Consider the following 25,201-nt stretch of genomic DNA (forward strand, 5'->3'; position numbering starts at 1 on the left):
GGAGAAATCCCCATGTTGCATATCTTCTGTCCTCACTGCGGCGAACTGCGCTCCGAAGAGGAATTCCACGCATCCGGCCAGGCGCACATCCCGCGTCCGCTGGATCCGAACAGCTGCACCGACGAGGAGTGGGGCGACTACATGTTCTTCCGCGACAACCCGCGCGGTCTGCACCACGAGTTGTGGGATCACGTCGCCGGTTGCCGCCAGTACTTCAACGTCACCCGCGACACCGTGACCTACGAGATTCTCGAAACCTACAAGATCGGCACCAAGCCGCAATTCACCGACAAGGCTGACACTGCGAAAACAGCCACGACGGCGCTGGGAGAGAAGGTATGAGCCAGACCAATCGCCTGTCCAACGGTGGACGGATCGACCGCAACAAAGTGCTGAGCTTCACCTTCAACGGCCAGACCTATAAAGGTTTTGAAGGCGACTCGCTGGCCGCAGCTCTGCTGGCCAACGGCGTCGACATCATTGGCCGCAGCTTCAAGTATTCGCGTCCGCGCGGCATCTTCGCCGCCGGTGCCGAAGAGCCGAACGCGGTGCTGCAGATCGGTGCTACCGAAGCCACCCAGATCCCTAACGTGCGCGCCACGCAACAGGCGTTGTACCAGGGCCTGGTCGCCACCAGCACCAACGGCTGGCCGAGCGTCAACAACGACATGATGGGGATTCTCGGCAAGGTCGGCGGCAAGCTGATGCCGCCGGGTTTCTACTACAAAACCTTCATGTACCCGCAATCGTTCTGGATGACTTACGAGAAGTACATTCGCAAGGCTGCCGGCCTGGGCCGTTCGCCGACCGAAGTCGATCCGGACACCTACGACTACATGAACCAGCACTGCGACGTGCTGATCGTCGGCGCCGGCCCGGCCGGTCTGGCCGCTGCACTGGCGGCTGCGCGCAGCGGTGCGCGGGTGATCATCGCCGACGAGCAGGAAGAGTTCGGCGGCAGCCTGCTCGATTCCCGCGAAAGCCTCGACGGCAAACCGGCGATGGAATGGGTGGCCGGCGTCATCGCTGAATTGAAGAGCACTCCGGACGTGCTGCTGTTGCCGCGCGCCACGGTCAACGGCTACCACGACCACAACTTCCTGACCATTCACGAACGCCTCACCGATCACCTCGGTGACCGCGCGCCGATCGGCCAGGTGCGTCAGCGCATCCACCGCGTCCGCGCCAAACGTGTGGTGCTGGCGACCGGCGCTCACGAGCGTCCGCTGGTCTACGGCAACAACGACGTGCCGGGCAACATGCTCGCTGGCGCAGTCTCGACTTACGTGCGCCGTTATGGCGTGGCACCGGGCAAAAAACTGGTGCTGTCGACCAACAACGATCACGCCTACCGAGTGGCGCTGGACTGGCTCGACGCCAGCCTGCAAGTGGTCGCCATCGCCGACGCCCGCAGCAATCCGCGTGGCGCATTGGTCGAAGAAGCGCGCGCCAAAGGCATTCGTATCCTCACCGGCAGCGCCGTGATCGAGGCCCGTGGCAGCAAGCACGTGACCGCTGCCCGCGTGGCGGCGATCGATGTCAAAGGCCACAAGGTCACCAGCCCGGGCGAATGGCTCGACTGCGACCTGATCGCCAGCTCCGGCGGTTACAGCCCGGTGGTTCACCTGGCGTCGCACCTCGGCGGCAAGCCGATCTGGCGCGAAGACATCCTCGGTTTCGTACCGGGCGAAGCACCGCAGAAACGTGTGTGCGTCGGTGGCATCAATGGCGTCTACGGTCTTGGCGATTCTCTGGCTGACGGTTTTGAAGGCGGCGTGCGCGCTGCGTCCGAAGCCGGTTTCCAGGCCGTTGAAGCCGTGTTGCCGAAAGCCCTGAGCCGTCTCGAAGAACCAACCCTGGCGCTGTTCCAGGTGCCCCACGAGAAGGGCACTTCGCGGGCACCGAAGCAATTCGTCGACCTGCAGAACGACGTGACCGCCGCCGCCATCGAACTGGCGACCCGCGAAGGTTTCGAGTCGGTCGAGCACGTCAAACGCTACACGGCGCTGGGCTTCGGCACCGATCAGGGCAAGCTCGGCAACGTCAACGGCCTGGCGATTGCCGCCCGCTCGCTGAACGTGACCATCCCGCAGATGGGCACCACGATGTTCCGTCCGAACTACACGCCGGTCACTTTCGGCGCGGTAGCCGGCCGTCACTGCGGGCACATCTTTGAACCGGTGCGTTACACCGCACTGCATCAATGGCACCTGAAAAACGGCGCCGAGTTCGAAGACGTCGGCCAGTGGAAACGTCCGTGGTACTTCCCGAAAAACGGCGAAGACATGCATGCCGCCGTCAAACGCGAATGCAAGGCTGTGCGCGACAGCGTCGGTCTGCTGGACGCTTCGACCCTGGGCAAGATCGACATCCAGGGCCCGGACGCCCGCGAGTTCCTCAACCGCGTGTACACCAACGCCTGGACCAAGCTCGACGTGGGCAAGGCCCGTTACGGCCTGATGTGCAAGGAAGACGGCATGGTCTTCGACGACGGGGTGACGGCGTGTCTGGCCGACAACCATTTCGTCATGACCACCACCACCGGCGGCGCGGCTCGCGTCCTGCAGTGGCTGGAGCTGTACCACCAGACCGAATGGCCGGACCTGAAGGTGTATTTCACCTCCGTCACCGACCACTGGGCGACCATGACCCTGTCCGGCCCGAACAGCCGCAAGCTGCTCAGCGCCGTGACCGACATCGACCTGGCCAACGAAGCGTTCCCGTTCATGACCTGGAAGGAAGGTCTGGTCGGCGGTGTGCCGGCGCGGGTGTTCCGTATCTCGTTCACCGGTGAGCTGTCGTACGAAGTCAACGTCCAGGCCGATTACGCGATGGGCGTGCTGGAAAAAATCGTCGAGGCGGGCAAGCAGTACAACCTGACCCCGTACGGCACCGAAACCATGCACGTGCTGCGGGCCGAGAAGGGCTTCATCATCGTCGGCCAGGACACCGACGGCTCGATGACCCCGGACGACCTGAACATGGGCTGGTGCGTCGGTCGCACCAAACCGTTCTCGTGGATCGGCCAGCGCGGCATGAACCGTGAAGACTGCGTGCGTGACCAGCGTAAGCAGCTGGTGGGCCTGAAGCCGATCGATCCGAACGTCTGGCTGCCGGAAGGTGCACAGCTGGTGTTCAACACCAAGCAGTCGATCCCGATGACCATGGTCGGCCACGTGACCTCCAGCTACGCGCACAACTCCCTCGGCTATTCGTTTGCCATGGGCGTGGTGAAGGGCGGTCTGAAGCGCATGGGCGAGCGGGTGTTCGCACCGCTGGCGGACGGCAGCGTGATCGAGGCGGAAATCGTTTCTTCGGTGTTCTTCGATCCGAAAGGCGATCGCCAGAACATTTGACACTGATCGTTCCCACGTCGAGGCGTCGAACCGTCTGCGTGGGAATGCATCCCGGGACGCTCCGCGTCCCAAGAGCGGACGCAGAGCGTCCATGGCGGCATTCCCACGCAGAGCGTGGGAACGATCAAACAAAAGAATAGGTGCTTTATGACCGCAGCCAACGTTTACCAACAACGCCCGACCACCGGGGCCAAGGCCGAGTCGTCGCTGCATCACGCCGACCTCGCCAGCCTGGTCGGCAAGGGCCGCAAGACCGCCGGTGTGACCGTGCGCGAAAAGAAACTCCTCGGCCATCTGACCATCCGCGGCGACGGCCACGATGCCGCGTTCGCCGCCGGTGTGCACAAGGCGCTGGGCATCGAGTTGCCGGGCGCCCTGAGCGTCATCGTCAAAGGTGAAACCAGCCTGCAATGGATGGGCCCGGATGAGTGGCTGCTGATCGTGCCGAGCGGTGAAGAGTTCGCCGCCGAGCAGAAACTGCGCGAAGCGCTGGGCGATCTGCACATCGCAATCGTCAATGTCAGCGGCGGCCAGCAGATTCTCGAACTGAGCGGCCCGAACGTGCGTCAGGTGCTGATGAAATCCACCAGCTACGACGTGCACCCGAACAACTTCCCGGTCGGCAAGGCTGTCGGCACGGTGTTCGCCAAGTCGCAGTTGATGATTCGCCATACCGCCGAAGACACCTGGGAACTGCTGATCCGTCGCAGCTTCTCGGATTACTGGTGGTTGTGGTTGCAGGATGCGTCCGCCGAATACGGCCTCAGCGTTCAGGCCTGATCAGGAGAAAACGATGAGCCGCGCCCCGGATACATGGATTCTGACCGCCGACTGCCCCAGCGTTCTCGGCACCGTGGACGCGGTGACGCGTTTTCTGTTCGAGCAGGGTTGCTACGTGACCGAGCACCATTCGTTCGATGACCGGCTCTCGGGCCGTTTCTTCATTCGGGTGGAGTTCCGTCAGCCCGACGGTTTTGACGAGCAATCCTTCCGCGCCGGCCTCGCCGAACGCGGTCAGGCGTTCGGCATGATCTTCGAGCTGACCGCGCCGAACTACCGGCCAAAAGTGGTGATCATGGTCTCCAAGGCCGATCACTGCCTTAACGATTTGCTCTACCGCCAGCGCATCGGCCAGTTGTCGATGGACGTGGCGGCGGTGGTGTCGAACCACCCGGACCTCAAGCCGTTGGCCGACTGGCACCAGATTCCCTACTACCATTTCCCCCTCGACCCCAACGACAAACCGGCCCAGGAGCGGCAGGTGTGGCAGGTGATCGAAGAGGCCGGCGCTGAACTGGTGATCCTCGCCCGCTACATGCAGGTGCTGTCGCCGGAGCTGTGCCGCAAGCTCGATGGCAAGGCGATCAACATTCACCACTCGCTGCTGCCGGGCTTCAAGGGCGCCAAACCGTATCACCAGGCCTACAACAAGGGCGTGAAGCTGGTGGGCGCAACCGCGCACTACATCAACAATGACCTCGACGAGGGGCCGATCATCGCCCAGGGCGTCGAGGCGGTGGATCACAGTCATTACCCCGAAGACCTTATCGCCAAGGGCCGCGACATCGAAGGCCTGACCCTGGCCCGGGCTGTTGGGTATCACATTGAAAGAAGGGTTTTTTTGAACGCCAATCGCACGGTCGTTCTCTAGGCCGCTATCGCTGGCTTGCCAGCGATGAGGCCATAACAGGCAACACAAGAATCAGCATCTGTACCCGAGCACTTAACGCGCTGCCTGCCTGGGCGGCGCGGTTCCATAAAAACAACAGCGAGGTGAAAGCATGTCTGGCAATCGTGGTGTGGTGTATCTCGGCGCTGGCAAGGTCGAAGTACAGAAAATCGACTATCCGAAAATGCAGGATCCGCGCGGCAGGAAGATCGAGCACGGTGTCATCCTGCGTGTGGTTTCAACCAACATTTGCGGCTCCGACCAGCACATGGTGCGCGGCCGTACCACCGCTCAGGTCGGTCTGGTGCTGGGACACGAGATCACCGGTGAAGTGATCGAGAAGGGCAGCGACGTCGAAAGCCTGAAAATCGGCGATCTGGTGTCCGTTCCGTTCAACGTGGCTTGCGGGCGCTGCCGTTCCTGCAAGGAGCAACACACCGGCGTCTGCCTGACCGTCAACCCGGCCCGTGCCGGGGGTGCCTACGGTTACGTCGACATGGGCGACTGGACCGGCGGCCAGGCCGAGTATGTGCTGGTGCCGTACGCCGACTTCAACCTGCTGAAACTGCCGGACCGCGACAAGGCCATGGAGAAAATCCGTGACCTGACCTGCCTCTCCGACATTTTGCCGACCGGTTACCACGGCGCCGTTACCGCTGGCGTCGGTCCGGGCAGCACCGTTTACATTGCCGGCGCTGGCCCGGTCGGTCTGGCCGCTGCCGCCTCCGCCCGTTTGCTCGGCGCTGCGGTGGTGATCGTCGGCGACGTCAACACCATCCGCCTGGCCCACGCCAAGGCTCAGGGTTTCGAAATCGTCGACCTGTCGAAAGACACCCCGCTGCACGAACAGATCGCCGCGCTGCTGGGCGAGCCTGAAGTGGATTGCGCAGTGGACTGCGTCGGCTTCGAAGCCCGTGGTCATGGTCACGACGGCGTCAAATCCGAAGCTCCGGCCACCGTGCTCAACTCGCTGATGGGCGTGGTGCGCGTAGCTGGCAAGATCGGCATTCCGGGCCTGTACGTGACCGAAGATCCGGGTGCCGTGGACGCTGCCGCGAAAATGGGCAGCCTGAGCATTCGCTTCGGCCTCGGCTGGGCCAAATCCCACAGCTTCCACACCGGCCAGACCCCGGTGATGAAGTACAACCGCCAGCTGATGCAGGCGATCATGTGGGACCGCATCAACATCGCCGAAGTGGTGGGCGTGCAAGTCATCAGCCTCGATCAGGCGCCGGAAGGTTACGGCGAGTTCGATGCCGGCGTGCCGAAGAAGTTTGTGATTGATCCGCATAAGTTGTTCAGTGCGGCGTAAGTCGTAGCCAAAAAAAGAGCAACCGGTTCGGTTGCTCTTTTTTAAACATCTAACTCACAATTTAACCGAGCATTTGCTGGCATCACCATCGGTGACTGCACACTCAAGGTTTTTATCCCAACCCGATCCAGTAGGCGTAATTGGAGTGCTTGACTCTAAAACAGTCGTGACGCCCAGACTGCCTTTACCATCATTCTGACAAATGAGCTTGTTTCCGCTTTTAATGCGTGCAGCTGTAAATACCGGATCTTCCGCGCCTCCGGAATCGGTCACGGATACCTTTGGGCATTCCAGTGCATGAGCAGTGCTCAGCATTGCCAGGCAAGCCAGCGCACCCGCGAGAACTTTCAGTTTCATTGTTCGTACTCCGTTACGTAATTGGAGTTCATATATTCCATTTCCCCTTCCAAATTTCCAACTGTCATAAATGACAGGTTTTTAGTTCTATTTGTAATGGTTGCTGCAGAACTTAGAAGTAAGTGGACTCAGGACGAAATGTTTTCCTGTGGTTGATGCAAGAAAACACAGCTTCTGTCTGGGGGAACATGCTGCCGCCAACCCGGTCAAACCGGCAGTTTGATCGCCTGTATCCGGGCGGTCTTCACGCCACAAGAGGATGTCTGAATGAAGATTTCACGCGGTTTTGCCCTGGCATCGCTCCTGACCCTGGCGGCAGGGCCGGTGTTTGCCGGTTTCAGTTTGAATGATGTGGCCGGCGTGGTATCGGGCATGCAGGGCGGTGACAAGGCTGCGACGGCCGCGCCGACCTCGGAAACCGCTGGCTTGTTGAGTGCGCTGAGCGCACTGGACCTCACGCCACAACAAGCGGTGGGTGGCACCAGTGCCATGTTGGGCCTGGCGAAGAACCAATTGAGCAGCACCGATTATTCCGAACTGGCCAAGGAAGTACCGGGTATCGACCAGTTGTCGGGTGGCGCTGGCAGTCTGGCGGCGTTGAGCGGTCTGCTCGGCTCGTCGGGCAAGTCCGCCGGGCTGGAAAATGCGCTGGGCAACGTCAAGGACACCAATGACCTGAACAACGCCTTCGGTGCGTTGGGCATGGACAGCGGGATGGTCGGCCAGTTTGCCCCGATCCTCCTGCAATATCTCGGTCAACAGGGTGTCGGCGGTTCGCTGCTGCAAAGCTTGGGCAGCATCTGGGGCACCGGCACCAACGGTTGATTCAGCGGCGCTCGACCTTGAGTTCGGCGATGCGCTGATCCTTGAGGGTCCAGAGCTGGTTGACCCAGTTCTGGACCTTCTCGCGAAACACCGGATCATTTTCGTAATCGCCCTGGCACAGGGCCGGATCCAGCTCGCGGGTCTGGATGTCGATGATCACGCGCGGCACGTTGCCGCTGATCAGGTCCCAGAACCCCGGAATCTTCTGCTGTGGATAAACCACGGTCACATCGAGAATCGCGTCCAGCTGTTCGCCCATCGCCGCCAGTACGAACGCCACGCCGCCTGCCTTGGGCTTGAGCAGATGGCTGAACGGTGACTGCTGCTGAGTGCTTTTGGCAGCGGTGTAACGCGTGCCTTCCAGATAATTCACCACCGTCACCGGCTGACGCTTGAACAGTTCGCACGCCGCTTTGGTGATTTCCAGATCCTTGCCGGCCAGCTCGGGGTTCTTCGCCAGGAACGCCTTGGTGTAGCGCTTCATGAACGGGTAATCCAGCGCCCACCAGGCCAGGCCCAGGAAGGGCACCCAGATCAGCTCTTTCTTGAGGAAGAACTTGAAGAACGGCGTGCGTCGGTTGAGGGTCTGGATCAGCGCCGGGATATCGACCCAGGACTGATGGTTGCTGATCACCAGGTAGGAAGTGTCGCTGCGCAGGTCTTCGCCGCCGCGAATGTCCCATTGCGTGGGGATGCACAGGCGGAAGATCAGCTTGTCGATTTCCGCCCAGGTTTCGGCGATCCACATCACCGCCCACGAGGCGTAGTCGCGAAAGCGCCCCGGCAGGATCAGCTTGAGCACGGCGAACACCATCAGCGGGCCAAACAGCACCAGGGTGTTGGACAACAGCAGCAGGGTGACGAAACAGCCGGTGAGCAGGCGGCGCATAAGCAACTCTTGGAAAACGGATGGGCGCGCCATGATAAGTGGCTTCGGCCGACAGGCCAAATCCACCGGTGACGAATGTTTCACCTGTGGCGCGTTAGTCTGATCGTTCCCACGCTCTGCGTGGGAACGCCGCCGGGGACGCTCTGCGTCCCTGTGACGCGGAGCGTCATCTGATGCATTCCCACGCGGAGCGTGGGAACGATCAAGTAAACAACGGTCTAAAATCTCGCGTCTGACGCCCCCATTTCCCAAGGAAGCCCCTTACGTGAAATCCCTCCTTGCACTGCTTTCCCTCGTCGCCCTGCCGGTGCTCGCCGCCGAACCGACCCTGTACGGTCGTTACGAATACATCGCACTGCCGGAGATCGGCGGCGAAGTGCTCAAGGCCAAGATGGACACCGGCGCGCTGACCGCCTCGCTGTCGGCCAAGGACATCGAGACCTTCACCCGTGACGGTGAAGACTGGGTGCGTTTCCGTCTGGCCACCAAGGACGCCAGCAACAAGGTGTACGAGCACAAGGTCGCGCGGATCAGCAAGATCAAGAGTCGCTCGGATGAAGAAGACGAGGGCGAAAGCACCGAAGTGGCCAAGCGCCCGGTGGTCGATCTGGAGCTGTGCCTGGGCGACGTCAAGCGTACCGTGGAGGTCAACCTGACCGACCGCAGCAACTTCAACTACCCGTTGCTGATCGGTGCCAAGGCCCTGCGCGAGTTCGGCGCGGCGGTGAACCCAGCACGACGCTTCACCGCTGACAAACCTGATTGCTGATCGAGCGTCGTGTCTCGCAAATGCTGTTCCTTTTTGACGGTGTCTGTTGCCGTCATGCTGCGTTGCCGCTCCTCGCCATAGCGGGCTATGACTCGTCGCGGCGCCTTGCCTGACGACAACAGCCACTCGTCAAAAAAGGAACGCATTTGTGAGACGCGACGCTGGTGGTCTCATTGACGTAACGCCGGGCTTGGGGCACCGTTCGCGCACTTAACCCACAGGCTCGGACGCCATGCCTCATATCCTGATTGTCGAAGACGAAGCGGCGATTGCCGACACGCTGATTTTTGCCTTGCAGGGCGAGGGATTCACCACGACCTGGCTGAGCCTGGGCGCGGCGGCGCTGGAGCATCAGCGCCAGACCCCGGCGGATCTGATCATCCTCGACATCGGCTTGCCGGACATCAGCGGCTTCGAGACCTGCAAACAGTTGCGTCGCTTTAGCGAAGTGCCGGTACTGTTCCTCAGCGCGCGCAATGCCGAAATCGATCGCGTGGTGGGCCTGGAGATTGGTGCCGATGATTATGTGGTCAAACCGTTCAGCCCACGGGAAGTGGCGGCGCGGGTCCGGGCGATTCTCAAGCGCATGGCGCCACGTCCGGTCATTGAGGCGTCCTCGGCGCTGTTTCGCATCGATCCCGAACGTGTGCAGATCAGCTATCGCGGCCAGCCCCTGAGCCTGACTCGCCACGAATTCCGTCTGCTGCAATGCCTGCTCGAACAACCCGAGCGCGTGTTCAGCCGCGAGCAATTGCTCGATGCGCTGGGCGTGGCGGCGGATGCCGGTTACGAGCGCAGCATCGACAGCCATATCAAAAGCGTGCGCGCCAAATTGCGTCTGGTGCGTGCCGAGGCCGAGCCGATCCAGACCCATCGCGGCCTCGGCTACAGCTACAGCCCGGGGCACAGCTGATGTCGCTGGGGCTGCGGATTTTCCTGGTGTACGTGCTGTTCATCGGCCTCACCGGGTATTTCGTGCTCAACACCGTGATGGAAGAAATCCGCCCCGGCGTGCGCCAGTCCACCGAAGAAACCCTGGTCGACACCGCCAACCTGATGGCGGAAATCCTGCGGGACGATTTCAAGGCCGGCACCCTCAACCAGAATCGCTGGCCGGAATTGCTCCGCGCCTATGGCGAACGCCAGCCGAAGGCAACGATCTGGGGCCTGGCGAAAAACCAGGTCAACCATCGCATCTATGTCACCAACGCCAAGGGCATCGTGGTGCTGGATTCCAGCGGTGTCGCGGTCGGTCAGGACTATTCGCGCTGGAATGACGTCTACCTGACCCTGCGCGGCGAATACGGCGCACGCTCCAGCCGCAGTGACCCGAATGACCCGAACTCCTCGGTGATGCATGTCGGCGCGCCGATTCGCGACAACGGCGCGATCATCGGCGTGGTCACCGTGGCCAAACCCAACAGTTCACTGCAGCCCTATGTCGATCGCACCGAACGCCGCTTGCTCGGTTACGGCGCCGGATTGATCGGCCTCGGCCTGTTGCTTGGCGCCGTGCTGTCGTGGTGGCTCAGTCGCGCGCTGCACCGCTTGACCGTGTACGCCCAGGCCGTGAGCGAGGGCCGTCGGGTGGCGGTGCCGCACTATCGCGGCGGCGAGCTGGAGCAGTTGGCGACCGCCGTGGAACAGATGCGCACCCAGCTCGAAGGCAAAGCCTACGTCGAGCGCTATGTGCACACCCTGACCCACGAACTGAAAAGCCCGCTGGCCGCCATTCGCGGTGCCGCCGAGTTGTTGCAGGGCGAGATGCCGGCGGATCAGCGCCTACGTTTTGTCGGCAACATCGACAGTGAAAGTGCTCGGATGCAGCAGTTGATCGAACGCCTGCTCAATCTGGCTCAGGTCGAACAGCGGCAGGGTCTTGAGGAACGCGTCGCAGTGCCATTGGCGGCGCTGGTGGATGAGCTGTTACAGGCTCAAATGGCACGCATCGAAGGCCGGCAACTGCGGATCGAGCAAACCATCGCGCCGGATCTGGCGTTGATAGGCGAGCCGTTTCTGTTGCGTCAGGCGCTGGGCAATTTGCTGGAGAACGCATTGGATTTCACCCCGTCGCACGGTCTGCTGCGCTTCGGCGCCGAGAAAATCGGTGAGCGGGTCGAGCTTCGCCTGTTCAACGAAACCACGCCGATTCCCGACTACGCCTTGCCGCGCTTGAGCGAGCGCTTCTACTCCCTGCCACGCCCGGACAGCGGACGTAAAAGCACTGGTCTCGGGCTCAATTTTGTCGAAGAGGTGATCAAGTTGCACGGTGGTTCGATGCGCATCGGCAACGTCGAAGCCGGGGTGGAAGTCGTTCTGCAGTTGTAGTCTCCACACAAACTCCATATTCCTCCCACAAAACCCCCACATCCCCTTCGCAGACTCTGCCCACCGAAACAGGGAGAGTCCCATGAACAAAAGTCTGACGATAAAACTCGGGGCCATTGCCCTGCTGATCCTGGTATTGCTGGTGCCGCTGTTGATGATCGACGGCATCATCGATGATCGCCAGCAACTGCGTGACGGTGTGCTGGAAGACATTGCCAGAAGCTCAAGCTACAGCCAGCAACTCAGCGGGCCGGTGATGGTTGTGCCGTATCGCAAAGTGGTGCGCACCTGGAAGACCAAAGAGAAGAGTGACGAGCGATACCAGGAAATCGGTGAGGAACGCGGACGGCTGTATTTCCTGCCGGAGCGCTTTGAGCTCGACGGCCAGGTGCAGACCGAACTGCGGGCCCGGGGCATTTACGAAGCGCGGCTGTTCCATGCCGACAACCGCATCAGTGGGCATTTCTCGCTGCCGGCGCAGTTGGGGATCAAGGAAGACTTTGTCGATTACACCTTCGATGCGCCGTTCCTGGCGGTCGGCATCAGTGACATTCGCGGGATCGAAAATGCCCTGAAGCTGGAACTCGGCGCGCAACGCCTGGACTTCGTGCCCGGTACTCAGGTCGGCTGGCTGGGCGAGGGTGTGCGAGTGACGCTGCCGGCGCTGGACACCAGCAAAACCACGGAGCTGGCCTTCGGCTTCGACCTGCGCCTGCAAGGCACCGGTTCGTTGCAGGTGCTGCCGGTGGGCAAGACCAGCCGCGTGAACCTCGCCGCCAACTGGCCGCACCCAAGCTTCATCGGCAACTTCCTGCCGGCCAAACGCGAGATCAACGATCAGGGTTTCACCGCCGATTGGCAGACCTCGTTTTTCTCCACTAATTTGCAAGAAGCGATGAGCCGTTGTGTGTCGGGCAATGATTGCGAGGCGTTCAACGAGCGCAGTTTCGGCGTGAGCTTCATCGATCCGGTGGATCAATATCTGAAGAGCGACCGGGCGATCAAATATGCGCTGCTGTTCATCGTCCTGACGTTCGCCGGTTTCTTCCTGTTCGAAGTGCTGAAAAGCCTGGCGGTGCACCCGGTGCAATACGCGCTGGTGGGTGTGGCGCTGGCGTTCTTCTATCTGTTGCTGCTGTCGTTGTCGGAGCACATCGGGTTTGCCCTGGCGTATCTGTTGTCGGCCAGCGGTTGTGTGGTGTTGATCGGGTTCTACGTCTGCCACGTGCTGCGCAGCGTGCGGCATGGCTTGAGTTTTTCGGCGGGGCTGGCGGCGTTGTACGGCTTGCTCTATGGCTTGCTGAGCGCCGAGGATTACGCGCTGCTGATGGGTTCGCTGCTGCTGTTCGGTCTGCTCGGTGTGTTCATGGTGCTGACCCGCAATCTGGATTGGTACGGGATCGGGCAGAAACCGGCCAAATCGCTGGAGTTCGATATCGGAGCGGTGCAATGAGCCGGTTCGTTGGGTTGCGTGAGGAGCAGCGGGAGGCCGAGGTGTTGATGACGCTGATCTTTGCCTCGTTACCTCCCGCCCGGTGCGTCAAGCCTTCGGCATCGTCGCAATCATCGACGGCCGCTGGCTCACTTCAAAGAACCAGTTGGCCAGTTGCGGGTTGGCGTCACGCCAGCCCAGATCCGGAAAGCGCAGATCCAGATAACCCAGCGCACAGGCCACGCTGATCGAAGCGACGTCGAAGTGGCAGGTCAGTTCGGCAATCGCGTCGCGTTCCAGCAGGGCGAGGGCGCGGCGGATCTTCTCGCGCTGGGCCTCGAGCCATTCGTCCCAGTGTTTTTCCGGGGCGCGCAGCACTTGCTCGTAACGCACCATGACCGAGGCGTCCATGATCCCGTCGGCCATCGAGGCCAGGGTCAGGCGCCGCCAGCGGGCCGAGCCGTCGCGAGGGATCAGCGGATTGCCGACGTGCTGGTGGTCGAGGTAATCGAGGATCACCCGGCTGTCATGGATGACATTGCCGTCGGCCAGGCGCAGGGCCGGGATCTTGCCCAGCGGGTTGTCTTCGTTGAGGGCCGCGTCCGGGCTGACAGGGCTGAGCACGCAGTCCTGCAGCGCGACGCGATCCTGCTGGCCGGTCTCGTGCAGCAGCACCATGACTTTGCGCACGAACGGGGACAGGGTGTTGTGGAACAGGGTCATGCTGGGAGCGGACATCGGCAGGGTCTCGGTCAGGGGCAATGACGGGCAGCATAGCGCGTTGCCCGTCAGGCTCAAGCCGTTCAGCGATGTTGCAGCAATCCGCGCAGGGCAAGGGCTGCCGGAATGCCCAGACCAATCCAGCTCAAACCATCCCAGATCCCGTCGCCCAGCAACGCCGCGAACAGGCCCGCCGCACTCAGCAGCGCGATCACCAGCGGCGTGCTGAAGACTTTCCAGAAATTCGACTGACGCGGTTTCATGCAGAGGCCTCCGCCGGTTCCTGCACCGGTTTCGCGGCCTTGCGCCGTACCACCCACAGGTACACGCCGCTGGCGAGGACGATGATGGTCAGCACGTCCAGCGTGGCCCAGAGGATTTTCATCGGCATGCCGCCGTAGTCACCAAAGTGCAGCGGCTGCGACATGCCCATGGCGTCCATGTACCACGGTCGCTCTGCCACCGCCGTGACTTGCAGGGTGCTGGCGTCGATCAGCACCGGGGTCAGCAGGTGCGAGGTCAGGTGGGTGCCGCCCTTCATGAATACCGAGTAGTGGTGCTCGCTGGAGAACCGGGTGCCGGGGAAGGCGATGAAGTCCGGTTTCATCCCCGGTGTGACGTCACTGGCAATCTCCAGCACACGGGTGGCCGGGGCCAGTTGCGTCAGGGGCGGGGCATCGCGGTAGGGCGCGATCAGGGTCGTCAGGGCTTCGGCCCGCCACGCGGCGATCAGCAGATCGGCGCAGGCGCTGATGACACCGGTCACGCCGACCACCAGCGCCCAGGTCAGGGTCACCACGCCGATCAGGTTATGCAGGTCGAGCCAGCGCAGGCGGGTGGATTTGTCCTGGCGCACCGTGCCGAACTTCAAGCGGCGCATGAACGGCAGGTACAACACCGTGCCGGACACGATCGCGACCACGAACAGCAAACCCATGAACGCCAGCAGCAGCTTGCCCGGCAGCCCGGCGAACATGTCGACGTGCAGGCGCAGGATAAACAGCATCAGCCCGCCGTTGGCCGACGGCATTTCCAGGGCTTCGCCGGTGCGCGCGTCGAGCATGAAGGTGTGCGAGGAGTTGGGCTCGGTGCCGGCGGTCCTGGCCATGATTGTCAGCACGGCATTCGGCTCGTCGTCTTCGAAGCCGAAATATTGCACGACTTCGCCGGGCCGATGCTTTTCCGCCGCTTCGACCAGTTGCGCCAGGTTCAGATGCGGCGTGTCCGCCGGCATCACCCGCAACTGGGGCGCATCGCCCAGCAGGTGGTCGATCTCGTGATGGAAAATCAGCGGCAGGCCGGTCAGGGCCAGCAGCAGCAAAAACACGGTGCAGATCAGGCTGGTCCAGGTGTGGACGAAGGACCAGCGGCGAATGGTTTTACTTTTCATTTCATGACCTTCAAAAACACCCAAGCCGTCCACGAGGGACGGCCTGGTTGCAGGGCCTGTTCAGCTCAGGCGCTTACCACTTGTAAGTGGCGCTGGCGACGACGCTGCGCTGGTCGCCGTAGTAGCAGTAGAAGCTGTCGCAGGTGGAAATGTAATCCTTGTCCAGCAGGTTGGTGGCGTTGAGTGCCAGCGACGCGCCTTTGAGGCTGTTGTCCAGACGACCGAGGTCGTAATGCACGGCGGCGTCGAACACGGTGTAGGCGTCCGCCTTGCCCAGCCAGGTGTTGGCTTTGTCGCCGTAGGTGTTGCCGGTGTAGCGCGCGCCGGCACCGATGCCGAAGCCGTCGAGCACACCGCTGTGCCAGGTGTAATCGGCCCACAGCGACGCTTGCTGATTCGGCATCAGTTGCAGGCGGTTGCCCTTGTCGGCGCCGTTCTGCACTTCGGACTTGGCCAGGGTGTACGCGGCGATGACCTTCAGGTTGTCGGTGACGTCGGAGACGGCTTCCAGCTCAAGGCCTTTGACCTTCACTTCGCCGGTCTGACTGGTGATTGATACGCCGTTGACGAACGAGCTGACCGAGACGTTTTTCTGGGTCAGGTCATACACGGCCGCAGTCAGCAGGGTCTTGCTGCCCGGTGGCTGGTACTTGATGCCCAGTTCCCACTGCTTGCCTTCGGTGGGTTTGAGTGATTCGGTCGACGAGGCGTCGGCGCCAGTAGTCGGCTGGAACGATTCGGCGTAGGACAGGTACGGCACGAAACCGGAGTCGAAGACATAACTGATCGCCGCGTTACCGCTGAACGCCTTGTCACGCTGGGTGTTGGTGGCGTCACCCTTGTTGATGAATTGAGTGCTGGTATGCACCCAGTCTTCACGACCGCCCAGGGTCAGGCGCCATTGGTCCAGGGCCATCTGGTCCTGAACGTAGAGGCCGGTCTGGTAGGTCTTCTGGTTGTAGTCATAGAACGCGGTGGAGCGCGCCGGACGCACGATCGGCTGACCATGGATCGGGTTGTTCACGTTGATCTCCGGCGCACTGCCGAAGATCGAGGTGTAGTTGGTGTTGCTGCGCTGGTGATCCAGACCCAGCAGCAGGGTGTGGCGGATGTCACCGGTGGCGAAGTCGGCCTGGAAGTTGTTGTCCACGGCGAACTGGCTGATGTCTTCGTCGACGATGGTCGTGGTACGGCCGACGTTGCCGTCATTGTCCACTTGAGTGAACGGATACGAGCCGACGGTGATGCCCTGGAACGACAGATCCGACTTGGTGTAGCGCAGGTTCTGCTTGAACTGCCACACATCGTTCAGGCGATGTTCGAAGGCATAGCCCAGCGCGTAGTAGGTGCGGTCGTAATATTCCCAGTCCGGATCGCCCAGATTCTTGTGGTGGGAAACCTTGCCGAACGGCATGTCGATCTTGGTGCCCTGCACCGGCAGGAACTGGCTGGTGATGCCGGTATCGTCGCGGGTGAACTGGGTCAGCAGGGTGAATTTGGTGTCGTCGTCGATGTTCCAGGTCAGGCTCGGCGCGATGTTGTAGCGCTTGTTGTCGACGTGGTCGATCTGCGTGCCGCTGTCACGTACCACACCGCTGAGGCCGTAGAGAAACTGGCCGGCGTCGTCGATCTTGCCAGTGCTGGCGAAGTTGATCTGGCGGTGGTTGTCGCTGCCGTATTGCAGCTGGATTTCGCTGCTCTGCACATCGCTCGGACGACGGCTGACCATGTCCAGCAGGCCGCCCGGCGGGGTCTGGCCGTAGACGGAAGAGGCCGGGCCGCGCAGCAGGGCGAGACGGTCGAGGTTCCAGGTTTCCTGTTTCGGGTTGGCGTACACGCCTTTTGGCAGGGGCAGGCCGTCGAGGAACTGGGTCGGTTCGAAGCCGCGCACGCGCAGCCAGTCGGCGCGGGTGTCGCTGCCGTAGCTGCTGGCGGTGATGCCCGGCATGTAGCGCACGGCGTCATCGAGGCTGTGCACGCCGCGGTCTTCCATTTGCTGGCGCGTGGCGACCGAAATCGAACGCGGCGCTTCGACCAGTGCGGTGTCGGTCTTGGTGCCGGCGGCGGTGCGGGTGGCGGTGTAGCCTTCGACCGGGCCCCAGGCGCTTTCGAAGTTTTCCACGCCGATCACCGAGGTTTCCGGCAGAGCCATCGCGCCCTCCGGCACGGCGACCAGGGTGTAGGTGCCAGCGCCGCTCTGTTCCAGTTGCAGACCGGTGCCACGCAGCGCCGCGCGCAGGGCGCCGGCCGCGTCATATTGGCCGTTGACCGGCGCCGAGGTCTTGCCCGCCGCCAGCGACGGGTTCAGCGACAGCGTCAGGCCGCCCTGGCTGGCGATCTGGTTCAGGGTGGTCGACAACGGAGCCGCCGGCAGGTTGTAGGCGCGCACGCTCGATGCCTGTTCAGCGGCGATCAGTTGGCTGCTGGCCAGCGGAGTGCAGAGGGCAATGGCGACCGCCAGCAAACTGGGGCGCAACAAGGTGTCTAGCGAACGGGACATACGGCGGCTCCTGAATGGAAATATTTCTCAATTGCCTGTGTGCCGGACGAGATTCGAAAAGTGATAGGGCTGGATGAAAATAATTTCGATTAACGAACGACATCGCTGCGCAAGTCAGCAGAAAGTCCGTTTTCAGGGGGGTGGCAGGCGGCCTGTCGTGGGCAGGCAGTGCTGAATGTCAGGGCTTCGGATCCGCCTTGGCCACGGTCACCCACCATGGCGTGTGCTGTTCGATCTGCACCGGCAGGGTCGGCAGCAGGGCGTTCAGCGCCTTGTCGGTGTCGTGCAGCGGGAAACTGCCGGTGATGCGCAGGTCGGCGACTTCCGGCGCAATGCCCAGATGGCCGCGACGATAGCGGCCAAGTTCACGCACCAGGTCTTCCAGGCGCGCGTTGTCCACCACCAGCATGCCGCGGGTCCAGGCATCGGCGCCGGGGTTGAGCGCCACCACCGAATCCAGACCGTTGTGGCGGATCAGCACTTGCTGGCCTTCGCGCAGGATCTGTTCCTGCGGATCGGATTGCGGATGCGCCGCCACCGCCGACTGCAACACGCTCAGACGCGTGCCGGCGTCTTCGCGCTTGACCAGGAACCGCGTGCCCAAGGCGCGCATGCTGCCCTCGGCGGTTTCGACGATGAATGGCCGCGCATCGCCGTGACCGGTTTCGACAAGAATTTCGCCTTCCTGCAACACGATCAGGCGTTGTTTTTCATCGAAACGGACATCCACCGCGCTGTGGGTATTGAGGTTGAGCACGGTGCCATCGGCCAGACGCACCGTACGCTGTTCGCCGGTGGCGGTGCGTTGATCGGCGAGCCAGTAATCCAGCGGCAGATAACGTTCGCCGGCAAACAACGCCAGACCGACCACCGCCACGACACTGGCCAGCCCGCTGCCCAGCTTGCGCACCCGGCGGCGGATGCCTTCGCGCGATTGCAGCAACGCGCTGCGTGCCGGGCCCTTGGCCACGCTGAAACGCTGGTCGAGCATGCCCAACTGGCGCCAGGCGCGGGCGTGTTCTTCGTTGGCCGCGTGCCACTTGGCGAACTCTTCGCGCTCCAGTGGGGTGCTGGAATCGAGGGTCAATTGCCAGGCAATCGCCGCATCCAGCACATGGGCCGGGACCGGTCGGGAACTGGCCGGGCTCATGTTGGCTCACCGTACAGCGCGATGTAGCACTGTCGAATACCCTGGGCCAGATACTGGCGTACGCGCGGGACCGACACGCCGAGTTTGTCGGCGATCTCGGCGTGGGTCAGGCCATCGAGGCGGTTATAGAGGAAAGCGGCGCGGGCCTTGGTCGACAGCTTGCCGAGCATGCGGTCGATGGCCTTGAGGTCTTCGAGGATCAGTTGCTGTTCTTCGACCGAGGGTTGTTCGCCCTCGGGGATCAGCATCAGTTCGGTCAGATACGCCTGTTCCAGCGCGGCCCGGCGGAAGTAGTCGAACAACAAGCCTTTGGCGATGGCCACCAGAAACGCCCGGGGTTCGCGGGGCGTCAGCAGTTCGTCGCGGCCGAGCAGGCGGACGAAGGTGTCCTGGCTCAGGTCTTCGGCGCGTTGCGGGCAAGCCACGTTGCGCCGCAGCCAGGCCAGCAGCCAGCCGCGGTGGTCGCGATACAACGCACCGACGAGCTCACTATGAGGGCTTTGGGCTGAAGACACGACGACACCGACTGGGAAGTGTTAACTAACGAGAATTGTTCGCGATTGTGGCAGAGGTGGGAATGGTTAGCAATTGGCCACCGGTCGGGTTGTCGGGCGGCAACCCGGATTCAGAACGAATGCGTCTGCTGGCGGCGTTTCCACTGACTCAAGCGTTGCTGCAGATTCAGCGGACTGTGGATCTGCTGCTGGCGTGCCCGGCTGAACAGGATCAGCGCCAGTTCCGCGGTAGCCAGAGCATCGGCGCTCGCATGGTGACGTTCGAACACTTCAAGCTTGAACCAGTCGATCCACTCGTCCAGCCCCGCCTCGCGAATGTGTGCCTGCGGGCAAACCAGCGGGGCGATCTGCGCCACATCGAGGAACACCGTCTGCAACTTGTGCCCCAGATGTTCTTTCAGCGCGCGGCCGAGCATGTGCTGGTCGAACGAGGCGTGAAACGCCAGCACCGGACTGTCGCCGATAAACTCCAGCAGCTCGACCAGGGCTTCGGTGGGCTCGCTGCCGGCGGCAATCGCGCTCGGTGCCAGACCGTGAATCAACACGCTCGGGCCGAGTTTCAGCTCGCGGCATTGCAGGGTGCGTTCGAATTGCTGGCTGAAGTCGATCGCACCGTCCTCGATCACCACCGCGCCGATCGACAGCACCCGATCCTTGTTCAGGTTCAGCCCGGTGGTTTCCAGATCCAGCACCACCCAGCGTTGTTCGCGCAGACTGCACTCGCGCAGCTCGCCGATGGCCGGCAGTGTCGTCAGGCGCTGTTGCAGGTCGTCCGGCACAACGGGGCTGGCCGGACGCAGCCACGAAAACAGGCTCATAGCTGATACCGCAGGGTCAGGCTGCTTTGCAGGCGCTGGGCCTGGCGCAGGGATTCACGCAGGATGCGCCGGTCCAGATGATTGAGGCTGTCGGGATCGACCCGGTTCGAGTACGGCTGGTTTTCCCGGGTCTGCAGTTGATGCTGCTGCATGCGCGTCTGCTGGATGAAGTGGTAGGCCTCTTCGTACGCGGCGCCATCCAGCCGGTCGATGACTTCTTTATCCACCAGTTGGCGAAAGCGTTCGAGGGTGTTGTTGGCGTCGATGCCATGGGCCAGTGCGAGCAAACGTGCGCCGTCGACAAAGGGTGTCAGGCCCTGGATTTTCAGGTCCAGCGTGGCTTTCTCGCCGTTCTTGCGGGTCAGCACGAACTCACGGAATCGCCCAACCGGCGGACGGTTGCGCAAGGCGTTCTCGGCCATCATTCGCTGGAACAGACGGTTGTCGCCGACCTGATCGAGAATCCCCCGGCGCAATTGCTCGCAGCCCTGTTCATCACCCCAGACCACGCGCAGGTCGAAATAAATGCTGGAGCCCAACAGGTTCTCCGGCGTCGCCTCGCGAATAAACGCGGCAAAGCGTCGGGCCCATTCGGCGCGGGACAGGCACAACTGCGGATTGCCGGCCATGACGTTGCCCTTGCACAGGGTGAAACCGCATTGCGCCAGGCTGGTATTGATCTGCTGGGCGATGGGCAGCAGCTTGCCGCGAATCTCCGCCGCATGGGCCGCATCCCGCGCGTCGAACAGAATGCCGTTGTCCTGATCGGTGTGCAGCGTCTGCTCGCGCCGGCCTTCGCTGCCGAAGCACAGCCAGCTGAATGGCACACCGGGGTCGCCTTTTTCGGCGAGGGTCAGTTCGATCACCCGGCACACGGTGTGATCGTTGAGCAGAGTGATGATGTGGGTGATCTGGGTCGACGAGGCACCGTGAGCCAGCATGCGCTCCACCAGTTGGCCGATCTCGCCGCGCAGGGTCACCAGTTGTTCGACCCGCTGGGCACTGCGGATGGTCCGCGCCAGGTGCACCAGATCGACCCGTTGCAGCGAGAACAGATCCCGTTCTGAAACCACGCCGCACAGGCGTCGATCCTTGACCAGACACACGTGGGCGATGTGCCGTTCTGTCATGGCAATCGCCGCGTCGAAGGCGCTGTGATCCGGCGAAAGATAGAACGGCGAGTGCGTCATGTGCCGTTCGATCGGCTCGCTGAAATCGCCAGCCCCTTCAGCCACGACATGCCGCAGGTCGCGCAGGGTGAAAATCCCCAGCGGGGCCTTGTGTTCGTCCACCGCGACGATGCTGCCGACCTGTTGTTCGTGCATCAACTTCACCGCTTCGCGCAGTGGGGTGGAGGGGTTGCAGGTCACCGGATGGCGCATGGCCAATTCGCCGAGACGGGTGTTCAGCGAGTACTGGGTGCCGAGGGTTTCCACGGCTTTCTGCTGGACTTGCTGATTGACCTGATCCAGTAGGCTGCTGACTCCGCGCAGGGCGAAGTCGCGGAAGGTGTTGGAGAGGGCGAACAGCTTGATGAACGCCAGTTTGTTCAGTTGCAGGCAGAAGGTGTCTTCGCCGGCCAGGTGTTCGGTGCGAGTCGCCCGTTCGCCGAGCAGCGCGGCGAGGGGAAAACACTCGCCGGTTGTGATTTCAAATGTGGTTTCGGTGCCGCCCTTGGCCGTGTGCGGCCGCTCGCCGACCACCCGGCCCTGCTTGACGATGTAGAAGTGTTCGACCGGCCCGTCGGCGGGTTTGATGATGCTTTCGCCCTGACCGTAGAAGCGCAGCTGGCATTGCTCCACCAGGTAGGCCAGGTGGGCGTGTTCCATTTGATTGAAAGGGGGGAAGCGCTGGAGGAATTGCAAAGTGCCCTGAATGTTCTGCAACACCGCGGTTTTCCCTGCCTGGGTGAAGGCGTCCGCTTTACTCATAACCATTACCGCAGTCTTTTTCGAATTGTTGTTGTCGGATCGTTGCAGCCATGGTCGACCCCATCGCGCGGGGTGCCCATTGGACGTAAGTCTAGGTTGGGCATGCCGTTGGGGAATTTTCGGATATGCCCTACAAAATCAGTCGGAAATTCTTCGGTTCGCCCCTTGGAAAAAAATCCGACGAAGTGCACATTGAAGCTCTGCCCAGCGATGTCTGACCACTGTGCCAGGGGATCGAATTGAAAACGTAGAGAACGCCATGTCCGACCACGATATTTTGAGCGACGCCGAGCGCGAAGCGCTCAGCGCTGTAATGCTCGAACCCGATCTGCCACCGCAGCGCGTATTGATCGTCGATGACGACAGGGACGCCCGGGAACTGTTGTCGGAGATTCTCGGGTTGGACGGTATTCGTTGCATGACCGCGGCCAGCGGTGAGTCTGCGCTGAAGATGCTCGAGGAAAGGCCCTCCATCGGCCTGGTGATCACCGATCTGCGGATGGGCAATGTCGATGGCCTGGACCTGATTCGTCAGGTGCGTGAATCGGTACGGGCGGCGATGCCGATCATCATTGTTTCGGGCGATGCCGACGTGAAGGACGCGATTGCGGCTATGCATCTGAGCGTGGTGGATTTCCTGCTCAAACCGATCGATACCGCCAAGTTGCTCGGTCTCGTCAGACATGAGCTGGGCATTGAGCCTTAAGCCAAAGCCCCCTCACCCTAACCCTCTCCCGGAGGGAGAGAGGACTGACCGAGGTGAATGTTCGAGATACACCGACCTGAAATATTGAGTCGAACTCAGGTTCTGAAAAGTCCCCTATCTGCTCCCTTTCCCCCTCTACCCCTTGGGGAGAGGGTTGGGGTGAGGGGGCGATCCAAAGCCCTTCACCAATCTCAAATTCACGAGCACAAAAAAAGCCCTGATCGAAAGATCAGGGCTTTTTCATGTCCGGCATCCGCGCAGGTTACAGGCCGTTGGCAGCCTTGAACTCGCGACGACGACGGTGCAGGACCGGCTCGGTATAGCCGTTCGGCTGTTTGGTGCCTTCGATCACCAGTTCGACTGCCGCCTGGAAGGCGATGTTGCTGTCGAAGTTCGGGGCCAGCGGACGGTACAGCGGGTCGTTGGCGTTCTGACGGTCCACCACCGGCGCCATGCGCTTGAGGCTTTCCATCACTTGCGCTTCGGTGACCACGCCGTGACGCAGCCAGTTGGCGATGTGCTGGCTGGAGATACGCAGCGTTGCACGGTCTTCCATCAGGCCGACGTCGTTGATGTCCGGCACTTTCGAGCAGCCCACGCCCTGATCGATCCAGCGCACCACGTAACCGAGAATGCCCTGGGCGTTGTTGTCCAGTTCGTTCTTGATCTGCTCCGGGGTCCAGTTCGGGTTGACCGCCAGCGGGATGGTCAGGATGTCATCGACCGAAGCGCGCGCGCGTTTGGCCAGCTCGGCCTGACGGGCGAACACGTCGACCTTGTGGTAGTGCAGCGCGTGCAGCGCAGCGGCGGTCGGCGACGGAACCCAGGCAGTGTTGGCGCCGGCCAGCGGGTGAGCGATTTTCTGTTCGAGCATCGCCGCCATCAGGTCGGGCATCGCCCACATGCCTTTACCGATTTGCGCACGACCTTGCAGGCCAGTGCTCAGACCGATATCGACGTTCCAGTTTTCGTAGGCGCCGATCCACTTCTCGGCCTTCATGTCAGCCTTGCGAACCACCGGGCCGGCTTCCATGGAGGTGTGGATTTCGTCGCCGGTGCGGTCGAGGAAACCGGTGTTGATGAACACCACGCGCTCGCTGGCCGCCTGGATGCAGGCCTTGAGGTTGACCGTGGTGCGGCGTTCCTCGTCCATGATCCCGACTTTCAGGGTGTTGCGCTTGAGGCCCAGCACGTCTTCGATGCGACCGAACAGCTCGTTGGTGAACGCCGCTTCTTCCGGGCCGTGCATCTTCGGTTTGACGATGTAGACGGAACCGGTGCGGGTGTTCTTGCGCGAAGTGTTGCCGTTCAGGTTGTGCATCGCCGCGAGGCAAGTCACCAGACCGTCGAGGATGCCTTCCGGCACTTCGTTGCCGTGCTTGTCGAGGATCGCGTCGATGGTCATCAGGTGACCAACGTTACGCACGAACAACAGCGAGCGGCCGTGCAGGGTCAGTTCGCTGCCGTCGACCTTGGTGTAGGTGCGATCCGGGTTCATGGTGCGGGTGAAGGTCTGGCCGCCCTTGGACACGGATTCCGCCAGGTCGCCCTTCATCAGGCCGAGCCAGTTGCGGTAGATCACTACCTTGTCGTCGGCATCGACGGCAGCCACGGAGTCTTCGCAATCCATGATGGTGGTCAGCGCTGCTTCCATCAGGATGTCTTTGACGCCGGCCGCATCGGTCTGGCCGACCGGGGTGCTGGCGTCGATCTGGATTTCGAAATGCAGACCGTTGTTTTTCAGCAGAATCGCGATCGGCGCATTGGCGTCACCCTGGAAACCGATCAGCTGTGCGTCGTTGCGCAGGCCGCTGGTGCTGCCGCCCTTGAGGGTGACGACCAGTTTGCCGTCAGCGATCTTGTAGCCGGTGGAATCGACGTGGGAGCCGGTCGCCAGTGGCGCGGCTTCGTCGAGAAACGCACGGGCGAAGGCGATGACTTTGTCGCCACGCACCTTGTTGTAGCCTTTGCCTTTTTCCGCGCCGCCGGCTTCGCTGATGGCGTCGGTGCCATACAGGGCGTCGTACAGCGAACCCCAGCGGGCGTTCGAGGCGTTGAGGGCGAAGCGGGCGTTCATCACCGGCACCACGAGTTGCGGGCCGGCGGTACGGGCGATTTCGTCATCGACGTTTTGCGTCGTTGCCTGGAAATCAGCCGCTTCTGGCAGCAGATAACCGATCTCTTGCAGGAAGGCTTTATAGGCCACGGCGTCGTGCGGCTGACCGGCACGGCTCTGGTGCCAGCCATCGATACGAGCCTGGAAGTCATCGCGTTTGGCGAGTAGGGCTTTGTTCTTCGGCGCCAGGTCGTGAATGACCTTGTCGGCACCTTCCCAGAATTTGTCGGCGGTGAGGCCGGTACCGGGAATGGCTTCGTTGTTCACGAAGTCGAACAGGACTTTGGCGACCTGCAGGCCACCGACTTGAACGTGTTCAGTCATTGCTTGCCTCACTCTGCTCAGCTATTTCGCTTTTCAGCTCGTCAATTTAACAATGAAGCCTCTGGCCATTTAAACCACAAACCCTTCGACCAGT

Annotated in this window: 22 protein-coding genes; 11 read left to right on the plus strand and 11 right to left on the minus strand. The window is 61.9% G+C overall.

What is annotated here, in order from left to right:
• Positions 1–12 precede the first annotated feature (12 nt).
• From BMZ46_RS27475 to fdhA, 5 genes are all read left to right on the plus strand, one after another.
• Positions 13–342, plus strand: coding sequence for a sarcosine oxidase subunit delta (locus BMZ46_RS27475; RefSeq protein ID WP_011336273.1), 330 nt, complete (start codon positions 13–15; stop codon positions 340–342).
• On the plus strand, positions 339–3,356 hold the full coding sequence (locus tag BMZ46_RS27480; RefSeq protein WP_074692149.1) for a sarcosine oxidase subunit alpha: 3,018 nt from the start codon (positions 339–341) through the stop codon (positions 3,354–3,356). Before BMZ46_RS27475 ends, BMZ46_RS27480 begins: the two co-directional genes overlap by 4 nt.
• A gap of 147 nt (positions 3,357–3,503) precedes the next feature.
• Positions 3,504–4,136: a sarcosine oxidase subunit gamma gene (locus BMZ46_RS27485; RefSeq protein ID WP_039768018.1), complete on the plus strand. Its 633-nt coding sequence runs from the start codon at positions 3,504–3,506 to the stop codon at positions 4,134–4,136.
• A gap of 13 nt (positions 4,137–4,149) precedes the next feature.
• The gene (gene purU / locus BMZ46_RS27490) at positions 4,150–5,007 is read left to right on the plus strand and encodes a formyltetrahydrofolate deformylase (protein WP_007959808.1); all 858 of its coding nucleotides are present in this window, start codon (positions 4,150–4,152) and stop codon (positions 5,005–5,007) included.
• 130 nt (positions 5,008–5,137) lie between these two features.
• Positions 5,138–6,337 carry a formaldehyde dehydrogenase, glutathione-independent gene (gene fdhA, locus BMZ46_RS27495; protein ID WP_011336270.1) on the plus strand — a complete coding sequence of 400 codons (1,200 nt, stop codon included), beginning with the start codon at positions 5,138–5,140 and terminating at the stop codon, positions 6,335–6,337.
• A gap of 54 nt (positions 6,338–6,391) precedes the next feature.
• Here the strand turns inward: fdhA and BMZ46_RS27500 are convergent, their stop codons facing one another.
• Complete coding sequence (locus BMZ46_RS27500) at positions 6,392–6,694, minus strand: hypothetical protein (RefSeq protein WP_074692150.1); 303 nt, start codon at positions 6,692–6,694, stop codon at positions 6,392–6,394.
• 267 nt (positions 6,695–6,961) lie between these two features.
• Here BMZ46_RS27500 and BMZ46_RS27505 point away from each other — a divergent pair, with 267 nt between their 5' ends.
• Entirely contained in the window at positions 6,962–7,519 is a 558-nt protein-coding gene (locus BMZ46_RS27505; RefSeq protein WP_039768021.1) for a DUF2780 domain-containing protein, read from the plus strand.
• Position 7,520: 1 nt separating this feature from the next.
• Here the strand turns inward: BMZ46_RS27505 and BMZ46_RS27510 are convergent, their stop codons facing one another.
• On the minus strand, positions 7,521–8,408 hold the full coding sequence (locus tag BMZ46_RS27510; protein ID WP_074692151.1) for an acyltransferase: 888 nt from the start codon (positions 8,406–8,408) through the stop codon (positions 7,521–7,523).
• Positions 8,409–8,673: 265 nt separating this feature from the next.
• On the opposite strand from BMZ46_RS27510, the gene BMZ46_RS27515 reads away from it, so the two are divergent.
• The 4 genes from BMZ46_RS27515 (at position 8,674) to creD (ending at position 12,958) form a co-directional block, all read left to right on the plus strand.
• Positions 8,674–9,177: a retropepsin-like aspartic peptidase RloA2 gene (locus BMZ46_RS27515; RefSeq protein WP_064599935.1), complete on the plus strand. Its 504-nt coding sequence runs from the start codon at positions 8,674–8,676 to the stop codon at positions 9,175–9,177.
• A gap of 232 nt (positions 9,178–9,409) precedes the next feature.
• Positions 9,410–10,090, plus strand: a complete 681-nt coding sequence (gene creB, locus BMZ46_RS27520) for a two-component system response regulator CreB (RefSeq protein ID WP_007959816.1) — start codon at positions 9,410–9,412, stop codon at positions 10,088–10,090.
• Entirely contained in the window at positions 10,090–11,505 is a 1,416-nt protein-coding gene (gene creC / locus BMZ46_RS27525) for a two-component system sensor histidine kinase CreC (protein ID WP_074692153.1), read from the plus strand. The genes creB and creC overlap by 1 nt, the downstream gene beginning before the upstream one ends.
• An 82-nt stretch (positions 11,506–11,587) precedes the next feature.
• Complete coding sequence (gene creD, locus BMZ46_RS27530; protein ID WP_074692155.1) at positions 11,588–12,958, plus strand: cell envelope integrity protein CreD; 1,371 nt, start codon at positions 11,588–11,590, stop codon at positions 12,956–12,958.
• Positions 12,959–13,045: 87 nt separating this feature from the next.
• On the opposite strand, the gene BMZ46_RS27535 is transcribed toward creD, so the two are convergent.
• From BMZ46_RS27535 to BMZ46_RS27570, 8 genes are all read right to left on the minus strand, one after another.
• Positions 13,046–13,675: a glutathione S-transferase gene (locus BMZ46_RS27535; protein ID WP_039768114.1), complete on the minus strand. Its 630-nt coding sequence runs from the start codon at positions 13,673–13,675 to the stop codon at positions 13,046–13,048.
• Between the two features lie 65 nt (positions 13,676–13,740).
• Positions 13,741–13,920 (minus strand): hypothetical protein, encoded by a 180-nt coding sequence (locus BMZ46_RS27540; protein WP_039768028.1) that lies wholly within the window; start codon positions 13,918–13,920, stop codon positions 13,741–13,743.
• Positions 13,917–15,047 carry a PepSY-associated TM helix domain-containing protein gene (locus BMZ46_RS27545; protein WP_039768029.1) on the minus strand — a complete coding sequence of 377 codons (1,131 nt, stop codon included), beginning with the start codon at positions 15,045–15,047 and terminating at the stop codon, positions 13,917–13,919. The genes BMZ46_RS27540 and BMZ46_RS27545 overlap by 4 nt, the downstream gene beginning before the upstream one ends.
• A gap of 73 nt (positions 15,048–15,120) precedes the next feature.
• Positions 15,121–17,547 (minus strand): TonB-dependent siderophore receptor, encoded by a 2,427-nt coding sequence (locus BMZ46_RS27550; RefSeq protein WP_039768030.1) that lies wholly within the window; start codon positions 17,545–17,547, stop codon positions 15,121–15,123.
• A gap of 178 nt (positions 17,548–17,725) precedes the next feature.
• On the minus strand, positions 17,726–18,697 hold the full coding sequence (locus tag BMZ46_RS27555) for a FecR domain-containing protein (RefSeq protein ID WP_074692158.1): 972 nt from the start codon (positions 18,695–18,697) through the stop codon (positions 17,726–17,728).
• A complete protein-coding gene (locus BMZ46_RS27560) occupies positions 18,694–19,212 on the minus strand; it encodes an RNA polymerase sigma factor (protein ID WP_039768032.1) in 519 nt (172 codons plus the stop codon). The genes BMZ46_RS27555 and BMZ46_RS27560 overlap by 4 nt, the downstream gene beginning before the upstream one ends.
• A 110-nt stretch (positions 19,213–19,322) precedes the next feature.
• Positions 19,323–20,030: a 3'-5' exonuclease gene (locus tag BMZ46_RS27565; RefSeq protein WP_039768033.1), complete on the minus strand. Its 708-nt coding sequence runs from the start codon at positions 20,028–20,030 to the stop codon at positions 19,323–19,325.
• Positions 20,027–21,967 (minus strand): putative nucleotidyltransferase substrate binding domain-containing protein, encoded by a 1,941-nt coding sequence (locus tag BMZ46_RS27570; protein WP_074692160.1) that lies wholly within the window; start codon positions 21,965–21,967, stop codon positions 20,027–20,029. The genes BMZ46_RS27565 and BMZ46_RS27570 overlap by 4 nt, the downstream gene beginning before the upstream one ends.
• 253 nt (positions 21,968–22,220) lie before the next feature.
• Here BMZ46_RS27570 and BMZ46_RS27575 point away from each other — a divergent pair, with 253 nt between their 5' ends.
• The gene (locus tag BMZ46_RS27575) at positions 22,221–22,667 is read left to right on the plus strand and encodes a response regulator (protein WP_074692163.1); all 447 of its coding nucleotides are present in this window, start codon (positions 22,221–22,223) and stop codon (positions 22,665–22,667) included.
• A gap of 262 nt (positions 22,668–22,929) precedes the next feature.
• On the opposite strand, the gene BMZ46_RS27580 is transcribed toward BMZ46_RS27575, so the two are convergent.
• A complete protein-coding gene (locus BMZ46_RS27580) occupies positions 22,930–25,107 on the minus strand; it encodes a malate synthase G (protein WP_074692165.1) in 2,178 nt (725 codons plus the stop codon).
• Positions 25,108–25,201: the final 94 nt, after the last annotated feature.

It is taken from the genome of Pseudomonas sp. NFIX49 (assembly GCF_900115915.1).
GTDB lineage: Bacteria > Pseudomonadota > Gammaproteobacteria > Pseudomonadales > Pseudomonadaceae > Aquipseudomonas > Aquipseudomonas pharyngis.

Coding starts and splice junctions, on each gene's coding strand:
- BMZ46_RS27535 (WP_039768114.1), bottom strand. CDS start 13,675: ATGTCCGCTCCCAGCATGACCCTGTTCCACAACACCCTGTCCCCGTTC.
- creD (WP_074692155.1), top strand. CDS start 11,588: ATGAACAAAAGTCTGACGATAAAACTCGGGGCCATTGCCCTGCTGATC.
- BMZ46_RS27475 (WP_011336273.1), top strand. CDS start 13: ATGTTGCATATCTTCTGTCCTCACTGCGGCGAACTGCGCTCCGAAGAG.
- fdhA (WP_011336270.1), top strand. CDS start 5,138: ATGTCTGGCAATCGTGGTGTGGTGTATCTCGGCGCTGGCAAGGTCGAA.
- BMZ46_RS27500 (WP_074692150.1), bottom strand. CDS start 6,694: ATGAAACTGAAAGTTCTCGCGGGTGCGCTGGCTTGCCTGGCAATGCTG.
- BMZ46_RS27505 (WP_039768021.1), top strand. CDS start 6,962: ATGAAGATTTCACGCGGTTTTGCCCTGGCATCGCTCCTGACCCTGGCG.
- creC (WP_074692153.1), top strand. CDS start 10,090: ATGTCGCTGGGGCTGCGGATTTTCCTGGTGTACGTGCTGTTCATCGGC.
- BMZ46_RS27485 (WP_039768018.1), top strand. CDS start 3,504: ATGACCGCAGCCAACGTTTACCAACAACGCCCGACCACCGGGGCCAAG.
- BMZ46_RS27510 (WP_074692151.1), bottom strand. CDS start 8,408: ATGCGCCGCCTGCTCACCGGCTGTTTCGTCACCCTGCTGCTGTTGTCC.
- BMZ46_RS27575 (WP_074692163.1), top strand. CDS start 22,221: ATGTCCGACCACGATATTTTGAGCGACGCCGAGCGCGAAGCGCTCAGC.
- BMZ46_RS27580 (WP_074692165.1), bottom strand. CDS start 25,107: ATGACTGAACACGTTCAAGTCGGTGGCCTGCAGGTCGCCAAAGTCCTG.
- BMZ46_RS27565 (WP_039768033.1), bottom strand. CDS start 20,030: ATGAGCCTGTTTTCGTGGCTGCGTCCGGCCAGCCCCGTTGTGCCGGAC.
- BMZ46_RS27570 (WP_074692160.1), bottom strand. CDS start 21,967: ATGGTTATGAGTAAAGCGGACGCCTTCACCCAGGCAGGGAAAACCGCG.
- creB (WP_007959816.1), top strand. CDS start 9,410: ATGCCTCATATCCTGATTGTCGAAGACGAAGCGGCGATTGCCGACACG.
- BMZ46_RS27555 (WP_074692158.1), bottom strand. CDS start 18,697: ATGAGCCCGGCCAGTTCCCGACCGGTCCCGGCCCATGTGCTGGATGCG.
- BMZ46_RS27540 (WP_039768028.1), bottom strand. CDS start 13,920: ATGAAACCGCGTCAGTCGAATTTCTGGAAAGTCTTCAGCACGCCGCTG.
- BMZ46_RS27480 (WP_074692149.1), top strand. CDS start 339: ATGAGCCAGACCAATCGCCTGTCCAACGGTGGACGGATCGACCGCAAC.
- BMZ46_RS27545 (WP_039768029.1), bottom strand. CDS start 15,047: ATGAAAAGTAAAACCATTCGCCGCTGGTCCTTCGTCCACACCTGGACC.
- purU (WP_007959808.1), top strand. CDS start 4,150: ATGAGCCGCGCCCCGGATACATGGATTCTGACCGCCGACTGCCCCAGC.
- BMZ46_RS27550 (WP_039768030.1), bottom strand. CDS start 17,547: ATGTCCCGTTCGCTAGACACCTTGTTGCGCCCCAGTTTGCTGGCGGTC.